Source organism: Pseudomonas sp. S37, assembly GCF_016658545.1.
In the GTDB taxonomy this organism is placed as follows: Bacteria; Pseudomonadota; Gammaproteobacteria; order Pseudomonadales; family Pseudomonadaceae; genus Aquipseudomonas.
In genome coordinates, this window is sequence record NZ_JACVZC010000078.1 from 1 (window position 1) to 19,289 (window position 19,289).

Genomic DNA, 19,289 nt, shown 5'->3' on the forward strand with positions numbered 1-19,289 from the left:
GGTGTATGGCACCGGCGTTGCCGGTGTTCGCGGGTAAACCCGCTCCTACACTGATAGCGCAGGCGCCGTGGTGCATCGGGCCGTAGACCATTCTTGAATTACTTCAATCTTGAATTTTTTTATTAAGTCAAGATCCACCCTGTTCAAATCCTTCCCGGCGTGCTACAAACTGGTTAAGCAATGATCTAGCTGCTTGATAACGAAGGGAAAAATATGACGAAGTCGGAGCTGATCGAACGTATTGTCACCCATCAGGGGCTGCTTTCGTCCAAGGACGTTGAGCTGGCCATCAAGACCATGCTTGAGCAGATGTCACAATGCCTGGCTACCGGCGATCGCATCGAGATCCGCGGTTTTGGCAGCTTCTCGCTGCACTATCGCGCCCCTCGCGTAGGTCGTAACCCAAAGACCGGCCAGTCGGTCAGCCTCGAAGGCAAGTTCGTGCCACACTTCAAACCCGGTAAAGAGCTGCGCGACCGGGTCAATGAAGAAGACGAGGCCGAAGCCTGATCAATCAAGGAGCAATCTGATGCGTAACCTCAAGCGCGCCCTGGCGGCGGTGTTCGTGCTGCTCTTGGCGGCTGTGGTGCTGTTCTTCGTGCTGGAGAACCAGCAGGCCGTATCGTTGGTCCTGTTCGGCTGGGCTGCGCCGGAAGTGCCGGTTGCCGTGCTGGTGCTCGCTGCGCTGGTCATCGGGTTGGCAGTTGGGCCGTTGCTGGGCGCCTACGGCGTGCAGCGCAGCAAGCGCAGAATCAAGGCGTCTGCTCGACAGGCAGCACTGAGCGGCAATTAAGGAGATTTCCTACGCCCGCTTAGGAAAGACTCACCTATGCATGCACTGGCCGTCATGGAGTAATAGCGCACTTCATTTTCGGCCCCGGCGAGTGTGCGCAGCATGGAATATCCCAGCCTTTCCCATCACGGTGGTACCCGGGGTGTCACCGGGTCCTGTCACCAACTGCACCTGGGCCCGTCCACCAGCTTGCTGGTCGACTGCGGCCTTGAACAAGGTGCCGATGCGCTGCCCGGTTCAGCCTCCGCCCCGCTCGGTTTTGATGTCCAGGGTATTCGGGCGCTGATCGTTACCCATGTGCACCTCGACCATGTCGGTCGCATACCCGCTTTACTGGCGGCGGGCTACCGAGGCCCGATCTTCTGCAGCGAGCCTTCTGCCAAGCTGCTTCCACTGGTGCTGGAAGATGCCTACAAACTGAACATCAGTCGCGAGCCTGCTCATGTGGCGCGGTATCTCGAGTTTGTTGAAGGGCTGATAGTGCCTTTGCCGTTCGAGCAGTGGCATGACGTTGTCCTGGAGCCGGAGCTGGAATGCCGCATCCGCCTGCAGCGTGCAGGGCACCTGCTGGGTTCTGCATATGTCGAGTGCGACCTGCTGCTTGGGCAGGCAAACACCCGCTACGTGTTTTCAGGTGACCTGGGCAGCGCCGGCAACCCTTTGCTGCGCCCGCTCCAGCCTCCGGAGCGGGCAGACGTGCTTGTGCTGGAAAGCACCTACGGCGACCGCTTGCACCCAGTGGCGGGCGATCGTCTGCAGCAGCTGGAGGCTGCAATCGATCGAGCCCTGGCAGACAAGGGCACCATCCTTATTCCGGCATTCAGCCTGGGCCGAACGCAGGAACTGCTGTACGAGCTGGAAGATATTCTGCATCGCAAGGCGCTGTTGGGTGTTGAAGACCCTGCCGGCGGGGATGATCCGGTCAACTGGTCGCAATTGCCCATTATCCTTGACTCGCCGTTGGCCCAGCGTATCACCGGCGTATACCGGGAATTGCATGAGTTCTGGAACGAAGAGGCGAGGGCGCGGCTTGCTGAGGGGCGTGACCCGCTGGGGTTTAGCCAACTAATCTGCGTTGATAGCCATCCCAGGCACCAGCAAGTGGTCAACTACCTGAGTAGCACCGGGCGCCCGGCAATCGTCATCGCGGGCAACGGCATGTGTTCGGGTGGGCGGATTGTGAATTACCTCAAGGCCATGCTGGGGGATCCGCGGCATGAGGTGATGTTTGTGGGGTATCAGGCCAAGGGAACGCCGGGAGCGGTGATTCAGGCGAGTGAGGGGGCGGAGGGGTTTGTGCAGATTGATCTGGATGGGCAAATGCGGGAAATCAGGGCCAAGGTGGTGACACTGGACGGCTACTCCGGCCACCTTGACCGCCAAGGCCTGGTGAAATTTGCCTGTGAGGTCGGCTCGCCAATGCAGCGAGTGGTGCTGGTGCATGGTGATCAGCGTGCGAAAAGTGCCCTGCAGGCGGCCCTGACGGAGCAGTACCGGCAAGCCGGAGTCGCAACCGAGGTGTGTATCGGGGGTTGATTGAGGGCAGTCGGTAATCAGAAAAAGCTGGCTTTTCAAGGCCTCTGTTCGGTACCTTGGTGGCCAGCAGTCAATCGCGATCAAGGCTCGCTTTTCGGCATATGCAAGTTACCACCTGTTCTTTGAACCGGTCAGTTCATACATTATGCAAAAGCGTCAGGTGTCAGTTTCAGGCTGACCTTGGCTTACCTGAGATCCGGGTTGGCATCGCCCAGCCCAAACCTTCAATCAGGGCACCTTGATCGGCACGGTAATCTGCGGTAGACATGTCAAGTTGGCTTGACCCGAATTTAAACCGCAGCCAGCGTTCCGCGCACGCTCCAGCATTGCACTGCATTCAATACGTGCCCGCACTCAAACAATACCGAGTCAACTAAATGTTTAAGCGTCTTATCGATATCTGCGCGTCATTATGCGCTCTGATACTCCTGTCTCCGGTAATGGCTGTAGTTGCCTGGAATATTCGCAAAAAACTCGGTTCACCTGTGCTGTTTCGTCAGGTGCGTCCAGGGCGTAACGGCAAACCCTTTGAAATGGTAAAGTTCCGAACCATGCGCGACGCAGTGGATGCGCAGGGTAATCCGCTGGCCGATGCAGAGCGGATGACGCCCTTTGGCAGCTTCTTGCGCGCCAGCAGCCTGGATGAGTTGCCGGAGTTGTGGAACGTGCTGAAGGGTGACATGAGCCTGGTGGGGCCGCGCCCATTGCTGATGGAATACTTGCCACTTTATAGCCCGGAACAGCGCCGTCGTCATGAGGTGCGCCCCGGCGTCACCGGGTGGGCACAGGTAAACGGCCGCAATGCGTTGAGTTGGGAAGACAAGTTCAAGCTGGATGTTTGGTATGTCGACAACCAAAGTCTACTGCTCGACTTCAAGATCCTGTTCATGACGGTAAAAAAGGTGCTTGTCAAAGAGGGCATCAGTGCCGAAGGCAACGTCACCATGTCCAAGTTTACCGGGGGCAAGCAGTGAAGCGGCTGGCCGTACTGGGTGCCAGTGGGCATGGAAAGGTCGTGGCCGACACTGCTCAAAGTTGTGGCTGGGAGCAGGTCGATTTCTTTGACGACGCATGGCCCGGCCGAACGCACAACGGGCACTGGCCAGTGGTGGGCGATTCTGCAGCATTGCACGCACGGCTTCAGGACTACGAAGGCGTGATAGTTGCGATCGGCAACAACGGCATTCGCCATGCCAAGCTTGAAGCGCTTTCGGGTGCCGGTGCGCCCCTGGTTTCATTGCTGCACCCTATGGCTTTTGTCAGCCAATATGCGTCCATCGGCCCAGGGTCTGTGGTGTTCGCAGGTGCTGTGGTCAATGCCGATGCGCGCGTGGGTTACGGCGCGATCCTCAATACCGGCTGCAGCGTTGACCATGATTGTGTGCTGGGGAATGCTGTTCACGTAAGCCCGGGTGCCAGGCTTGCCGGCGCTGTCAGCGTGGGTGACCGCAGCTGGGTGGGGATTGGTGCCTGTGCCAGGCAACTGATCAGGCTGGGTTGCGATGTGACCGTGGGTGCAGGTGCCTGCGTGGTCAGCGATGTAGCGGATGGCCAGGTAGTCGTGGGTGTGCCAGCGAAAGTCGTCGTAACAGGGTGAGTTGAAATCAACTATCCTGAATGCAGCGTTACAGGCTTCGTAAATGTTTGATTTCCCGAATTTTCATTTTGCAATTGGTGGGTGTGAACTGTGCTGAATTCTCCTTTTTCCCCTTGGCCGTCTTTTTCTGAAGAAGAAGCCAATGCAGTACGCGACGTCATCCTCTCCAACAAAGTCAATTACTGGACAGGGCAGGAATGCCGTGAGTTCGAGAAAGAATTTGCTGCCTGGAGTGGTTGCGCTCACGCGGTCGCACTGACCAACGGCACTGTCGCGCTTGATCTGGCGTTCCAGGCATTGGGCATTGGCGCAGGGGATGAGGTGATTGTCACTTCGAGAACCTTCCTGGCTTCGGTTTCCAGCATTGTGAATGCCGGCGCCACGCCTGTGTTTGCCGATGTCGATGCCGATTCGCAGAACATCACCGCACAGACCATCGAAGCCGTGCTCACTTCGCGTACCCGGGCGGTTGTCTGTGTGCATCTGGCTGGCTGGCCTTGCGACATGGACCCGATCATGGCGCTGGCCGAACAGCACGGCCTGAAGGTCATTGAAGATTGTGCGCAGGCCCACGGTGCCAAGTACAAGGGGCGCCCGGTCGGTTCCATCGGGCATGTGGGCGCATGGTCGTTCTGCCAGGACAAGATCATGACCACCGGTGGCGAGGGTGGCATGGTGACCACCAACGACCGTAGCCTGTGGTCGGCCATGTGGTCATACAAGGACCATGGCAAGAGCTGGGAAGCCGTTTACGAGCGTCAGCACGCCCCAGGCTTCCGTTGGCTGCATGAAAGTTTTGGTACGAACTGGCGCATGATGGAAGTGCAGGGCGTGCTGGGGCGTATTCAGCTGCAGCGAATGGCGCAGTGGCAAGAGACCCGCCTGGCCAATGCCCGCAAGATCTGGGATACCGCCAGCCAGTTGGTGGGTCTGCGTGTTCCAGCCGTTCCGCAAGACATCCTGCATGCGGCCTACAAGTGCTATGTGTTCGTTGAACCGCAGTCATTGAAGCCGGACTGGACGCGCGACAGGATCCTCAACGAAATCGCCGCTCGTGGTGTGCCATGCTTTTCAGGGTCGTGCTCCGAGGTCTATCTGGAAAAGGCATTCGACGGTACGCCTTGGCGTCCGGCCCAGCGCCTGCCGGAAGCAGCACAACTGGGGGAGACCAGCTTGATGTTCATGGTCCACCCGACACTGACGCCTGCCGAAATCGACAAGACCTGCCAGGTCCTGCAAGACGTCATGCGTGAGGCGCAGGCCGTTTGAACTTCTGATCGTGCTTTCAGTTCTACTGCCATCGACCAATGCCGGGTCGCGTTGGATTGAGAGCACGCCATGGCTTTGCCATGCCGCAATGGCTGACGATGAACGTCACATAGTAGAGGCCGAACCGCCCTTTCTGGCGGTTCGTGAAGGTCCAGGGCTTAGAGGGATTTATGGATAGAGCACGGGCATTGTTGCTAGGGCTATCGCGTAGGAAAAAGCGGCTGATCCAGGTTGTTACCGACGTTCTGCTGATTTGGTTGGCACTGTGGATGGCATTCGTGGTGCGCCTGGGTATCGAGGAGGCCATCAATCCCCTGGAAGAGCACCGCTGGCTGTTCGTCTGTGCCCCTGTCGTGGCAATCCCTCTGTTTATTCGCTGCGGGTTGTACCGTGCGGTCATGCGCTATTTCGGCAACGATGCGCTGATCGCCATCATCAAGGCCGTCAGCCTTTCGGCACTGGTGTTGACGGTTATCGTCTATGCCTTTGGCAGCCACCAGGCAGTGGTGCCGCGTTCGGTCATTTTCAATTACTGGTGGCTGAGCCTGATCATGGTCGGCGGGCTACGACTGGCCATGCGTCAGTACTTCCTCGGGGACTGGTACGCTGCGGTGCAGCATGTGCCATTTGGCAATCGCAGCAATGGTTTGCCCAAAGTGGCCATTTATGGTGCCGGCTCGGCGGGCAACCAGTTGGTCGTTGCGCTGAGAATGGGGCGGCAGATGCGCCCGGTGGCGTTCATTGACGACGACCGTAGCCTCGCCGGGCGGGTGATTGCCGGTTTGCAGGTCTATACCCCGAAACATATCCAGCAGCTTATCGACTCGACAGGCGCAGAGGAGATCCTGCTGGCGGTGCCGTCTGCAAGCCGCGGCCGACGCCGCGAAATCCTGAACTTCCTGGAATCGTTCCCGCTGCACGTGCGTACCGTGCCAGGCTTCATGGACCTGGCCAGTGGCCGGGTCAAGGTTGACGATATTCAGGAAGTGGATATTGCCGACCTGCTGGGGCGTGACCCCGTGCCTGCGCAAAAAGACCTGTTCTCGCGTTGCATCGAGGGCCAGTGTGTCATGGTAACGGGCGCGGGTGGCTCCATCGGTTCGGAGTTGTGCCGACAGATTCTGGGGGCTCAACCCAAGACGCTGCTGTTGTTCGAACACAGTGAATTCAACCTCTACAGCATTCAGACCGAACTGGAGCAACGCGTCAGTCGCGAATCGCTGTCGGTGAATGTGCTGCCGATACTGGGGTCGATACGCAACGAAGCAAAACTGCTGGAAGTGATGAAGGCGTGGAAGGTCGACACGGTCTACCATGCCGCTGCCTACAAGCATGTGCCGATGGTCGAGCACAATATTGCCGAGGGCGTGCTGAACAACATCATTGGCACGCTGAATACGGCCCAGGCAGCCTTGCAGGCCAGGGTATCCAACTTCGTCCTGATCTCGACCGACAAGGCCGTGCGCCCGACCAATGTCATGGGCAGCACCAAGCGCTTGGCCGAGATGACCTTGCAGGCACTCAGCCGGGAAGCTGCACCGGTCCTTTTTGGTGATGTGGATAACGTCTCCCAGGTGAACAAGACGCGTTTTACCATGGTGCGCTTCGGTAATGTGCTGGGTTCATCAGGTTCGGTCATCCCGCTGTTCCACAAACAGATCAAGTCGGGTGGGCCGCTTACGGTTACCCACCCCAACATCACGCGTTACTTCATGACCATTCCAGAAGCCGCACAGTTGGTCATTCAGGCTGGCTCCATGGGGCAGGGTGGCGACGTGTTCGTGCTCGATATGGGCGAGCCGGTAAAAATTGCCGAGCTGGCGGAAAAAATGATTCACCTGTCTGGGCTGAGTGTGCGCTCTGAGCGCAACCCCCATGGCGATGTGGCGATCAAGTTCACGGGCTTGCGCCCGGGTGAAAAGCTCTATGAAGAGCTGTTGATCGGCGATGGCGTAATTGCCACTTCGCACCCCATGATCATGAGCGCCCATGAAGACTTCCTGCCCTGGGATGTCCTCAAACCACGGATTGCTGAGCTGGTCAGTGCGGTTGGCCAGGACGACTATGCGCGCGTGCGCCAGTTGTTACGTGATTCTGTCAGTGGTTACACGCCGGACGGCGAGATTGTGGATTGGTTCTACCAGCAGCATCGGCTTGACCCCTGAGGCTGCCCCGGACAAGGCCATCGAGGGTGCTGTACAGCCCTTGATGGCCCTGGTTGAGCGTGGCGAAACCGGCCACGAAGGTATTTCCTTAATATTGTTTATTTAAAACGGAACTGAATAACCACCCTTGTGGCCTATGGCATACTCGGGTGTGCGGCACCTCGCTCAACCGCCCCCCTCCTGATAGCTACCCGCCTCGCTTGTCGTTGATGAAAGGATCCGTTCCCCAATGCATAAGAGTAGTGTTGTACCCGTAATTGCGGCGCTGGTCGCTTTCCTGTCGGTTTCAACCATGTTGCGTTTTCCTGGATTGCCGGTGGGGATAGGTGAAATCATTGTGGTATTGGCGGCCTGTATATTCATACGGCGCGGGAATTTTCTGCAGAACCTCAAGCATCCATTGATGTTGTTCTGGCTGGCCTTCATTGCCACGGCCATAGTGGGTTATTTCGTCAGGAAGGTGCAGGGCGAGGGTACGATCCACACGGCCATTGCCTACGTCTATGCGGCGGGCTTTACCTTGATCGTGCTGGCCTATGTCGGCGATTTGAACAAAGTGGGTTTCCAGCGATTCATTCGGGCAATGGGCACGATCCCGGTCCTGTTGCTGGCCATTCCGCTGTTCATTTTCCTGATCGGCAGTGTCTGGCTCTCCGACATGCTGGAGATCAACACCACGTTCTATCCATCACGTGTATCGGCGTGGTCAACCAACCCCAATCAGCTCGCGCTGTTCCTGTTGCCCGTACCGATCTGGCTGGCCGCCATTTACCAGAACACCCAATGGCAAGGCTTGCGGCTGTTCAAAAAGTTCTTTTTCTTGTGGTTCTTCTTCTTCCTCGGCTTTTGCGTGCGCAGTGATGCCCTGTTGTTGGCATGGTGCATTGGTTTGCCCTTGTTGACCGGCATGGCCTGGTGGTGGCTGGGGCGTTTGAACTGGAAGTTCTTTGCCACCATGCTCACAGCGTTTGTACTGGCATTCGGTTCATTCAAGTTTTTCTTCGATGGCCCAGGCCAGCAGTTGTTCCAGAACATGCGGGCAGAGATTGCCGAGCGCCTGGCCACACATGAGCGGGAGGTGGCGGCCAACGAAAGCAAAGGTGGCGACGCTGAAAAGCCTTCGGCATTCACCGCCATTCTGGAAAGTGCCAAGGCCCTTGCGCCGCCAGCTGATAGCGAAACCGAGCATCAGGCAATACCGGGTCAGCCTTCATTCGGGCGTTCGGACTCGGCGATAGGCATAGGCATGGACCCGAACAAGGCGGGCGTGCGCAAGACCCTATGGATTCATGCCCTGGAGGTCTGGAAGCTGTCACCAATCGTGGGGCATGGGCCGGGTGCGTTTTCCTACCTTGATTCGCCGGAGCAACGGCAGGAGGCGCATAACCTGCTGCTGGACATGCTGACTCAGGTGGGGGTTGTAGGGGTTGTTCTGTTTGCGGCCTTGTACCTCTGGCTGCTGGCAGGCGCGATCAAGGCGCGCGACCCGTACTCGATTACCCTGCTGGTGATCTTGATGGTGTTCTCCGGCGCGCACTTCATGCTTCGCCAGCCGGTGTTCACGCTGTACATGGTCATGTGTGCGGTGATTATCAAGAATCGGCTGTTCGGCCTTGAAAGCAATGAAGCCGAAAAGCCTGCGTGACTGATCGAGTCTGAAGCTTTGGGGGCGGGCTTGCCCCGCGAACACCGGCGCAGCCGGTGCCATGCACCGCGTGGCTCTCTTCGCGGGTAGACCCGCTCCTACACTGGCCTGTATTACCCACCTGGCCAACCTCTGCCCGTTGTAGGAGCGGGTTCACCCGCGAACACCGGCGCAGCCGGTGCCATGCACCGCGTGGCCCTCTTCGCGGGTAAACCCGCTCCTACACTGACCTGTATTACCCGCATGGCCAACCGCTGCCCGTTGTAGAAGACCGGCGTAGCCGGTGCCATCGGCCGGTATACCCTGCCTCAGACCTGGCCCAGCCTGCGCCGCCACAGGCGGCTGCCGATGTAACAGGCGACCACGATTCCCGCATACACCAGCAGGAAGGGGATGACGCTGTAAAGCCCGGTACGGGGCAGCAACATCAGCTTCACGAAAATCATCACATGGGCGCCAAACACCAGCGGGTGGGTCGCATTGACCAATCTCGCCAGCAGCGCGCCGAACGTAGCGGCTGCAATCAGGTAAGCACCCGGCACCCACAGGGTGAACGCATAAAAGTCCGCGAACAGCGACCAGCCCATGCCAAAGCCTTTCTGGTAGGCATCCCCCGCCAGCACGGCTTTGGACAGGTACTGCCCGAAATACAGCTGATCCAGCGGAATACTGGTGCCGTTGAGGGCCGCCAGCATCGGCGTAATCGGCAGCACGCCATGCACGTAGGCAAGGGCAGGGTAGTGCTCGATCTGCAGCGCAGAATGGATATACAGCGCAGTCAGCCCCTGGTTATCAATGAACCAGGGCAGCAACAGCGCCTTGCTCGCGCCGAAGTCGATACCGCGCGTACCCATTGCCGCCATCACCACGACGCCGCCCAGCAATAACGGGATGGCCAACAAGGCAATGCGGTCGATACGCCGTATTTTCGTGTGAAACAGCCAGGCGCACAGCAGGACAAAACCCATGATCCCGCCGCGAACACCCAATTGAAGGTTGGCGGTGTAGTAAATGGCCAATAGCCCCAGCACACACCAGCCCAGCCACTTGTTTCGCGAAGCGAACGCCAGGCCCAGCGCCAGCAACAGCCCATATTGTGCAGCCGTGCTGCCGCGCGTGGTGAAGTCGGCCGATGCAGACCCATACAACGCCACGTAGCCGTTGTTGTGAACAGCCCGGTAGGCATCCGGGAAGCTGACCATGAACGCCAGTGCGGAAACGCTGGCCAACGCAATGGCCGGGATGAGCAGGGATGAGGTCCATTGCAGGTCTTGCCGGGGGGCGACGCTTACCGGCTTTTTCCACAGGCTGAACATGTACCCGGCGTGCATGGCATGCAGGCAGGTCACCAGGTACAGCGTCAGCCGCAAACCCTCACGCGCGGTCAGCTCGATGGAGACGAAATCCGGCCGGTGCACCGAGAAGAAATTGCTTTCCATCTTCAGCATGGCCACGTCAAAGCCCATGGCATAGGCAATGAAGCGGCCACCAATGAACAACGCCGTGCAGCCGAGGAAGAAGATATAGCTATGTACCAGCGTGCGATGCACCAGTGCGCTGGATACGAGCATGAAGGCCAGTGACCCCACCATGCTGATCGTCGCCCACGCCTGCGCCTGTTGCAGCGTCGCAGACTCGGGGGCCATCAGCCAGAGGCAGAAGAACAGCGGTATCAGGGCAACAGAAACCAGTGCGACATTACGCGGGTTGCAAGCTGAATCGAATACACCGTATTTGCTGAACATGCGAATCACGATCCTTCATCAGTGGTGGTTCCCTGCTTGTCCATCACGCCGAGCCCTGTGCTAGCGGCCCAGTTTCATTGCCTCGAGCATTGCCGCATTCACGCGGTGAACATCATATTTTTCTTCGGCCAGTGCCCGGCTCGTGCGCCCCATGTGCTCGCGCAGCTCGCCTGAGCCGGCCAGGCGGGCCATGGCCGTCGCCAGTTCGCCTGCGCTGCCTGGCGCGACCAGAAAACCGTTGACCCCGTCCTGTACCGTCTCGCGGCACCCTGGGGCATCGGTGGTGATCACTGCCCGCCCGCTGGACATGGCTTCGAGTACCGAACGTGGCGTGCCTTCGCGATACGAGGGCAGCACGAACACGCTGCAGTTGGCGAGGTAGGGTTTCACATCGCTGACCGCGCCGTGATAGTGGACGATGCCCTCCCGTACCCAGCCGTCCACCACCTCGGCGTTGATGCCTGACGGGTTCGAGTCCAGGGGGCCGACCAGATGCACCTCGGCGTCCGGGTGTTGCGCCTTGAGCGTGCGGGCCGCATCGACGTACTCGAGTACGCCTTTGTCCTTCAGCAACCGGCCCACGAACAAGAAGCGCGGCAGCGGCGGCAGCGGTGCCACCGGGTAGCGCTGGGTGTCGACACCCGAGCCATTGACCACCCAGGTTGGCAGCGCGGCTTTCACCAGGTGCTGTTCCTTGAACAGCTGCTGGTCATCCGGGTTCTGGAAGAACAACCCATGGGCGAAGCGCAAGCCGAAGCGGTACAACCCGGAGGCGATACGGTTGATCAGCTTGCGCTTGAAGCTCGAATCCACGTCGGTGAAGGCATAGCCCAGCCCGGTGATCAGTGCATAGCGATGCCTGACACCGGCCAAAGCTGCCGCAGGCAGGCCATACACCACCGGCTTGATGGTATAGGCCAGCACCACATCTGCCTTGACTGCACGCAGGCACTGGCTGACCTGCAGCAAGTACTTGAGGTCGGCGAAGGGGTTCAACCCGGCCCGGGACATGGGTACCACATGGTACCCGACGCCCTTGTCGGCCAGCCGTTGACGAACAGAGGCATCATCTTCGGGAGCAATGGCCACGACTTCATGGCCATTGGCGCGCAGCGCATCCAGAAGGTCCCCGCGAAACCGAATCAGCGACTCGGCATGCCCGGCAATGACGGCGATTCTAGACATGCTTGCCTACATGGGTGATGTAATACGCTGCGCAGTCCTGCAGGCCGTCTGCAATGCGATGGGTTGGCGCGTAACCCAGCAAGGATTGCGCCTTGCTGATGTCTGCCTGCGAGTGGCGTACATCGGCAGCCCTGAAGTCGCGGTAAACAGGGGCCGCGTCCTTGAGTTGCGGTTGGCTGGCAGCGGCCAGGTCGCGAACATGTCCGAACAACTCGTTCAGTGTCGTGCGGTCGCCCACCGCCACGTTGTAGACCTGGTTGAACGCATCGGCGTTCTGGGTCGTGGCAGCCAGCAGGTTGGCCTGCACGGCATTGGCGACAAAGCAGAAGTCGCGGCTGGTCTCGCCGTCGCCATTGATGTAGATGGGCTCATCGCGCAGCAGGGCGCCAAACCATTTTGGAATGACCGCCGCATAGGCGCCATCCGGGTCCTGCCTTGGGCCGAACACGTTGAAGTAGCGCAGCCCGATGGTTTGCAAGCCATAGCAGCGGGCGAACACGTCGGCGTACAGTTCGTTGACGTACTTGGTGACGGCATACGGAGACAGCGGCTTGCCGATACGGTCTTCAACCTTGGGCAGGCCAGGGTGGTCGCCGTACGTCGAGCTGGACGCCGCGTAGACAAAACGCTTGACGCTCGCATCACGGCTGGCCACCAGCATGTTGAGGAAACCGTCGATGTTGGTGCTGTTGGTGCGGATCGGGTCTTCCAGGGAGCGTGGAACGCTGCCGAGGGCCGCCTGGTGAAGCACGTAGTCGACACCCTCCGCCAGGGCCAGCTGGCAGTCTTCCAGCTTGCGGATGTCACCCTGCACGAACTTGAAGTTTGCCCAGGCAGCCGGTGCAACAGCCTGTTGTACCAGGTCGAGGTTTTTCTGGTGGCCGGTTTCGAAGTTGTCCAGGCCGATAACGCGCTGGTTCAGCCCCAGCAGGGTTTCGAGCAGGTTCGAGCCGATGAAGCCGGCAACGCCGGTGACCAGCCAGGTACGCGGCGCAGTGGCCAGTTCGCCAAGCAGTGTTTGGTAGTTGTTCATGCCATTCTCCATTACAGCCGCCAGAAGCGCGCGCCCGCTTGTTCCAGGGCCGGGCCGTCGCAGACCCCTTTGACATCGATGACGACAGGGGCGGTGTGCATCAGTTTCAGGTATTGCTCAGGCGCCCAGCGCGCGTAGGCGTCGTGTGCCACTGCCACGACCACTGCCGCGGCTGGCTTGAGCTGGTCCAGGCCCAGCAAGGTAACGCCGTACTCGTGCTCGGCTTCCTCGGCGGCGGCTTCAGGGTCGAATACCTGTACCGTGACGCCGAAGTCCTCAAGCTCCTTGATGATGTCGATGACGCGCGAGTTGCGCAGGTCCGGGCAGTTTTCCTTGAAGGTCAGGCCGAGCAGGGTAACCACCGCGCCGGCAATCGGGTGGCCGGCATGGATCATCTGCTTGATGGTCTGCTGGGCAATGAACGCACCCATGCTGTCGTTGATACGGCGCCCGGCCAGGATCACCTGAGGGATGTAGCCGAGTTTTTCGGCCTTGTGCGTCAGGTAATACGGGTCGACACCAATGCAGTGCCCGCCGACCAGGCCTGGCTTGAACTTCAGGAAGTTCCACTTGGTGCCGGCAGCTTCCAGCACGTCGAGCGTGTCGATGCCCATGCGATCGAAGATCAGTGCCAGTTCGTTCATCAGTGCGATGTTCAGGTCGCGCTGGGTGTTTTCGATGACCTTGGCGGCCTCGGCTACCTTGATCGAGGCGGCTTTGTGCACCCCGGCAGTGACGACCGAGGCATACACGTCGGCGACGATGTCGAGGGTGGCGGCGTCTTGCCCGGAAACCACCTTCTTGATCTTGGTGAACGTGTGTTCCTTGTCGCCCGGATTGATGCGCTCCGGGCTATAGCCCACGGTAAAGTCCACGCCGCATTTCAGGCCGGAAACGCGCTCCAGGATCGGCACGCAGATTTCCTCGGTCACCCCGGGATAAACGGTGGACTCATAGACGACGATGTCGCCCTGTTTCAGCGCCTTGCCAACGGTTTCGGACGCTTTGACCACAGGCGTGAGGTCTGGCTGGTGCGCATCGTCGATCGGCGTGGGGACCGCGACAATATGGAAGTCTGCCTTGGCCAGCACGTCGGTCTGGCTGGTGAATTCGATCTGCCCTTGCGCGAGCTCTTCCTGGGTGACTTCGTTGGTGCGGTCGTGGCCCGTGCGAAGCTCCTGCAGGCGACCCTCGTTGATATCGAAGCCGACTACCGGCCCGTGTTTGCCAAATGCGACGGCTACGGGCAAGCCTACATAACCCAGCCCGACCACTGATACCTTTCTCGGATACATCGACATACCTCAAAAAATTATGAAAGCTGCTGTTCAGAAGGTGCTTTTACGATCGAGCCAGGCCTGGAACATCAGTACGGGCCAAAGCTGTTGCTGATAGTTGCCCTGACCGCGAAGGTGCTTTTCCCAGACGCTGCGAATCGGGCCGGGTACGAAATAACCTTCTTTTGCCAGCCGTTGCGGGTCGAGCAAAGCTTCTGCCCAAGCGCGCAACGGGCCGCGCAACCAATCGTGAAGTGGAATGCCAAAGCCCATTTTCGGGCGTTCGATAAGTTCGCGTGGAACGTAGCGATAGAGTAGCTCGCGAAGTATCCACTTGGTGTTGCCATTACGGATTTTCAGCGACATGGGCAACGTCGAGGCAAACTCCACGATGCGATGGTCCAGGAACGGTACGCGTGTCTCGAGGCTGACGGCCATCGCCGCGCGATCGACCTTGGCCAATATATCGTCTGGCAAGTAAGTCAACGTGTCCTGGCGCATCATCCAGGCAGCGAAATCACTGTCACCCAGCGATGCCAAACCTGGCAAGCGGGAACCGATGACCACATCTTCAGCATTCTGCCATTGCGATACCACATGGTCGTACATCTGGCTGGCGCTATCGTGGCGCATCACGCCGGCGAGCTTGTGCAGCTTTTCGCCCGGCAAGCGGACCCGTAGCGACGCCGGGGTGACCGGGCTCAACCCGCTGGCAATGGCGTCCCAACGGCTTGGCGGCGCAGCTTCAATCAGGCGTGCGGCGAGCTTGCGTGCCGGGGCTGGCAAGCGACCCAGCTTGTGCCACACCTTGGGCAGGTACTGGTAGCGGTTGTAGCCACCGAACAGCTCGTCCCCGGCATCGCCCGACAAACTGACGGTGACATGTTGGCGCGCCATCTGCGAAACCAGAAAGGTCGGAATCTGTGACGAGTCGGCGAAGGGCTCGCCATAGATGTCCGGCAGTTTCGGCACGACATTCAATGCATCGTCACCCGATACATAAAGCTCGGTGTGCTCTGTACCCAAGTGGCGGGCCACGGCCTTGGCGTGCTCGGCTTCGTTGTAGCCCGGGTTGTCGAAGCCGATGGTGAAGGTCTTGACCTTCTGCGCCGACAGCGACTGCATCAGGCTGACAATCAGCGAAGAGTCGATGCCGCCGGACAGGAATGCGCCCAGCGGCACATCCGCGACCATCTGGTCGCTGATGGTGCTGCGCAGCAGTTCATGCAGTTTATCGACCGCTTCGTTATCGCCGTAGTGCGCCTGAGCGCCGGCAGCCACATTCGGCACTTCCCAGTAGCGCTGCGGGGCACCGGTGGTGCCGCTGTCCAGTGCGGCGCGGCCGAGCTCCAGCCAGGTGCCGGGCGGCAATTTGTGAATGCCCTGGTAGATGGAGTGGGGCGCCGGGACATAGGCGTACTTCAGCAGCAGTGCCAGGCTGTCGCGGCTGATGTCGGCGTGAAAGCCCGGGTGCGCCTCCATGGCCTGCAGTTCGGAAGCGAACAGCAGTGCGCCGTTCTGGAAGCCGTAATACAGCGGTTTTTCGCCAATGCGGTCGCGGGCAAGGGTAAGGGTTTCGCGGTCGCGGTCCCATACTGCCAGGGCAAACATGCCGACCAGCTTGCACAGGGTTTGCTCGATCCCCCACTGCTCGAACGCGGCCAGCATGACCTCGGTGTCCGAGTGGCCGCGCCAGGGGATTGAGCCCTGGGCTGCAGCTTCGAGGGTTTTGCGCAACGCCTGGAAGTTGTAGATCTCGCCATTGAAGACCATGACATAGCGGCCGTTGGCCGACGCCATGGGCTGGTGGCCTGCTGCGCTCAGGTCGACGATGGACAGCCGACGGTGGCCAAGGAACAAGCCGGCACCGTTGTCCCAGGCGCCAGCATCATCCGGGCCACGGTGCACGATGGCGTCGGTCATGCGGGTCAGGGCGCTGGGCGCGTCGTACCTGCCTTGGCTGTTGGGGTGCCAGAACCCTGCAATACCACACATAGCACAATCCCTTGATAATCAATTGGGTTGAGGTTTCTCGCGCAAGGCAGTGAAGATGCCATGTTTGACCGCAAGGGCACAGATGATCATGTAAAGGCTGAAGACGGGCTGACGGAGCATGAAATGGGCGCCGGAGAAAACCATCAACACTACCAGTACTGCCAGCGAATAAGGGTCACGGGCCTGGCAGGCCTTTACCAGCAGCCACAGGTACAAGGCTGCAAACAGTAGCACGCCGGCAATGCCCACCTGGGTCAGCATGTCGAAGCCCAGGTTATGGGCCTCTTCCTTTTTAGCCGGGTCTTCAAGGTATGAGAATGCCCCTGGGCCATGGCCGATGAACGGGGCCTGCAGCCAGGCCTCATAGGCATGAATCCACAGGGTCTTGCGCACACCGCTCTTGTTCTGGTCGAAGCCGACGCCGATGACCGAATCGGACTTGCCGGGGGCAAAGGTAGGGCTGCCGCCTTTTGCCGGAGCGGTACCGAAGACAGAGGCCATGGCCCCGGAAACGGCGGCCTCGGCCTTGACCAGTTGATCGCGGCCCGGGCCATCGACCATGAACTTGAAGCTGGCAAAGGCCAGGACGAACGCGGCCAGGGTGGTGCCGAACAGCCGCCAGTTGAACGGCTTGGCCCAGACCAGCGCCACGCCGGTCAGCAGGGGCAGACCGATGAACCAGGCCAGCAGCAAGGCATCGCTGCGTACGCAGATACCCAGCACGAAAAACGCCCAGATCAGCCCGAAGTTACGCAACCAGCGCTTGCCTTGCCATTTGGCATCACGGTAGACCGCCAGCAGCCAGAACGGGATTGGCAGCAACAGCAGGCCAAGCTGGTTCGGGTTGGTAGACCACGCAGACAGGCGCGACGGGAAATCGGTATTGATACCCAGCATGCCTGCCAGCTCGTTCGCATCGGTCGCAAAGCACAGGAACGGTATGAGCAGCATCAGCCCGGGGATGACCACCAGTGCCTTGATGAAGCTTTCGAACTGTTGCTTCGAGGCCTGTTCCAGGCAAGCGATGGCCATGAGCGAGAAACAGCCTGAATACAGGTACGCCGCAGCGGTATGCGTGGAGCTGGCGCCCTTGACCGTGCCCAGCAGCATGGCCACTGCAGCGATGGCAATGAAACCCATCCAGAACAGCATCACCGGATGGGTGAGATAACGCAGGGCCTGCCTGTAGCGCAGGGCCCAGATAAACAGCAGCATCACCGCGACTTCGCCGATGCCTATCGGCATGCTGCCAAAACGCAGCGCAGTCGCGACCGATGCGAAAACGACCAGCGCCGCGCCGATGGCAATGGAATTCACCTTGCTCATTACACCTACCTGAGTACATGCAACTGCTTCGCCAGAAGGGCGAGGCAGCCTATCGATACGGCCAGCAGCAGCAGGGGTAGTGCTGCCGCCATGCCGGGAATGAAGGGGATAGCAAACACACCGATGGCGACGCCGGCCCAGGGCAGCAGGCCCCGTACCGACCTGGCCCACGGCGACGCCAGCAGGGCGCCGTTGCGGCAGTCGACAATGACCACGGCAAGCAACTGGGAGGCGAACCAGGCCCAGCCGATTTCCCGCGTACCCTCGCCCTGGAAGGCATACAGGGTGGCGGCGCCGGCTGCCAGCGACAGCAGGTTGATGAGCAGGGCCGTGCCGGCATCTTTCTGGGCCTGCAGGAACTCGTAGCCCAGGCGCACATGGCCAGACATGCAGATACCGGCCAGCAGCCCTGCGGCAAACGGCGCGGCTGCCTGCAGTGGCGGGAACCCTTTTGCCAGCAGCGGGAACACCGCCAGCCCGGCCAATGTGAGTGTGGCGTAAACCAGGGCGCTGCCCAGGTTTATCTGGCTGATCATACCTTGCAGCCACGTACGCTTTTGGGCGTCGGCCAGCCACTGGCATATGCGCGGATAGACCAGCACCGGGTACAGCGTGGCGACGAACCATACCTTGTTGAGTACGTCATACACCGACCTGTACTTGCCCAGTGTTTCGGCGCCGTAGGCATGGCTGATATAGATAGAGATGAATTCGGTGGCCAGCACCTGCAGCAGCGCGACACCGACGATGGGGGCGGCCTGGCGATAGAGTGCGCCGACAAAACCCCAGGCGACCCGGCCGCCCGCTTCGCTGGCCTTGCCGCGCCAGAACAGCCAGAGGATCAGGTAGTCGGGGACCTTGCGCAGGACGATGGCCGCCAGTAACCATTCGATCTGTTGAGTGCAGGCCGCAACGATGGCCACGGTGAAGAAGCGGCTCAGCTGAATGCACAGTTGATATTGCGCATAGGTGAAGTGCCGGCCGTGCAGCACATTGAGCATCTGGAAGTACTGGCCAGGCAGAGCCAGTACGTATTCGACCAGCGCTGCGGCACCAATCCAGTAGGCAAGGTCCAGGCGTTCGGTACGCAGCGGGAACAGCTGCGAGACGCCTTCGGCAATCAGCGGCGTGCTGATCAGCAGTACCAGGCCGGTGATGATATAGGTTGCCCGCGATGAGCGGATCAGCTGGCTGCGCTGTTGGTCGCTGGCCGAGTAAGCGCTGCTGACCACCGACTTGGACAGGGCTGAATCGAGAAACAGCAGGGTGCTGGAGAGAATGATATAGATGGAATAGAAACCATAACCATCGAACCCGATGAAGTACACGACAATCGGGATGATCAAGATATTGAGTAGGAAATTCAGGCCATTGGCAGAATAGAGTGCCAGGGATTTCTTCAACCAACTATTCAACATCATCTCCCTATGCCGAGTTTAATAGAGTTCGGCATTCCGGTTGCCTACGCGGGGTGGTTCGGGGCGCAAGGCCCGTTATTGTTATGGTGCGGCGCAAGCAGCTCCCGCCAGGCCCTACAGCAGCAAGGCAGCCGAGTGTGGGAGGCCGGTAATAATACTGCATAGGATGACGCTGGCAAGGGGCTTGAATAGAGCACGGGAGCGGACATTTCACCGGGTGAACAGCAGGAAGGATTTTGCTCGTAGATAATTCGAATCTGGCTGTAGGACTTTTCCATGTTATTGCCTTAAATTTAGGAAAGTCC

Annotated in this window: 15 protein-coding genes; 8 read left to right on the plus strand and 7 right to left on the minus strand. The window is 59.6% G+C overall.

All coding sequences use genetic code 11. From position 1 onward, the window contains the following. Positions 1–213 precede the first annotated feature (213 nt). The 8 genes from ihfB to IAE39_RS20235 all read left to right on the plus strand — a co-directional run bounded on the left by ihfB (position 214) and on the right by IAE39_RS20235 (position 9,005). Positions 214–510 carry an integration host factor subunit beta gene (gene ihfB, locus IAE39_RS20200; protein WP_003252675.1) on the plus strand — a complete coding sequence of 99 codons (297 nt, stop codon included), beginning with the start codon at positions 214–216 and terminating at the stop codon, positions 508–510. 19 nt (positions 511–529) lie between these two features. Continuing rightward, the gene (locus tag IAE39_RS20205; RefSeq protein ID WP_201205812.1) at positions 530–793 is read left to right on the plus strand and encodes a lipopolysaccharide assembly protein LapA domain-containing protein; all 264 of its coding nucleotides are present in this window, start codon (positions 530–532) and stop codon (positions 791–793) included. 102 nt (positions 794–895) lie between these two features. Then, positions 896–2,329 (plus strand): MBL fold metallo-hydrolase, encoded by a 1,434-nt coding sequence (locus IAE39_RS20210; RefSeq protein ID WP_201205815.1) that lies wholly within the window; start codon positions 896–898, stop codon positions 2,327–2,329. Positions 2,330–2,706: 377 nt separating this feature from the next. Then, a complete protein-coding gene (locus IAE39_RS20215) occupies positions 2,707–3,303 on the plus strand; it encodes a sugar transferase (RefSeq protein WP_201205817.1) in 597 nt (198 codons plus the stop codon). Further along, positions 3,300–3,926 (plus strand): acetyltransferase, encoded by a 627-nt coding sequence (locus IAE39_RS20220; protein WP_201205819.1) that lies wholly within the window; start codon positions 3,300–3,302, stop codon positions 3,924–3,926. The genes IAE39_RS20215 and IAE39_RS20220 overlap by 4 nt, the downstream gene beginning before the upstream one ends. Positions 3,927–4,016: 90 nt before the next feature. After that, on the plus strand, positions 4,017–5,195 hold the full coding sequence (locus IAE39_RS20225; protein ID WP_201205821.1) for a DegT/DnrJ/EryC1/StrS family aminotransferase: 1,179 nt from the start codon (positions 4,017–4,019) through the stop codon (positions 5,193–5,195). Positions 5,196–5,365: 170 nt separating this feature from the next. Further along, entirely contained in the window at positions 5,366–7,360 is a 1,995-nt protein-coding gene (locus IAE39_RS20230) for a polysaccharide biosynthesis protein (RefSeq protein WP_201205823.1), read from the plus strand. A gap of 403 nt (positions 7,361–7,763) precedes the next feature. Next, on the plus strand, positions 7,764–9,005 hold the full coding sequence (locus tag IAE39_RS20235) for an O-antigen ligase family protein (RefSeq protein WP_201205825.1): 1,242 nt from the start codon (positions 7,764–7,766) through the stop codon (positions 9,003–9,005). A gap of 308 nt (positions 9,006–9,313) precedes the next feature. On the opposite strand, the gene wzy is transcribed toward IAE39_RS20235, so the two are convergent. Genes wzy through IAE39_RS20270 form a run of 7 tightly spaced genes read right to left on the minus strand, consistent with a single transcriptional unit; the run spans position 9,314 to position 18,981 of the window. Then, positions 9,314–10,750: an O-antigen polysaccharide polymerase Wzy gene (gene wzy / locus IAE39_RS20240; RefSeq protein ID WP_201205827.1), complete on the minus strand. Its 1,437-nt coding sequence runs from the start codon at positions 10,748–10,750 to the stop codon at positions 9,314–9,316. A gap of 60 nt (positions 10,751–10,810) precedes the next feature. Next, a complete protein-coding gene (locus IAE39_RS20245; protein WP_201205829.1) occupies positions 10,811–11,935 on the minus strand; it encodes a glycosyltransferase family 4 protein in 1,125 nt (374 codons plus the stop codon). Further along, entirely contained in the window at positions 11,928–12,968 is a 1,041-nt protein-coding gene (locus IAE39_RS20250) for an NAD-dependent epimerase/dehydratase family protein (protein ID WP_201205831.1), read from the minus strand. The genes IAE39_RS20245 and IAE39_RS20250 overlap by 8 nt, the downstream gene beginning before the upstream one ends. Positions 12,969–12,979: 11 nt before the next feature. After that, positions 12,980–14,263 carry a nucleotide sugar dehydrogenase gene (locus IAE39_RS20255; RefSeq protein ID WP_201205832.1) on the minus strand — a complete coding sequence of 428 codons (1,284 nt, stop codon included), beginning with the start codon at positions 14,261–14,263 and terminating at the stop codon, positions 12,980–12,982. 33 nt (positions 14,264–14,296) lie between these two features. Then, positions 14,297–16,240: an asparagine synthase (glutamine-hydrolyzing) gene (gene asnB / locus IAE39_RS20260; protein ID WP_201205834.1), complete on the minus strand. Its 1,944-nt coding sequence runs from the start codon at positions 16,238–16,240 to the stop codon at positions 14,297–14,299. 18 nt (positions 16,241–16,258) lie between these two features. Then, complete coding sequence (locus tag IAE39_RS20265) at positions 16,259–17,566, minus strand: O-antigen ligase family protein (protein ID WP_201205836.1); 1,308 nt, start codon at positions 17,564–17,566, stop codon at positions 16,259–16,261. 5 nt (positions 17,567–17,571) lie between these two features. Then, positions 17,572–18,981, minus strand: coding sequence for a lipopolysaccharide biosynthesis protein (locus tag IAE39_RS20270; protein WP_201205837.1), 1,410 nt, complete (start codon positions 18,979–18,981; stop codon positions 17,572–17,574). Positions 18,982–19,289: the final 308 nt, after the last annotated feature.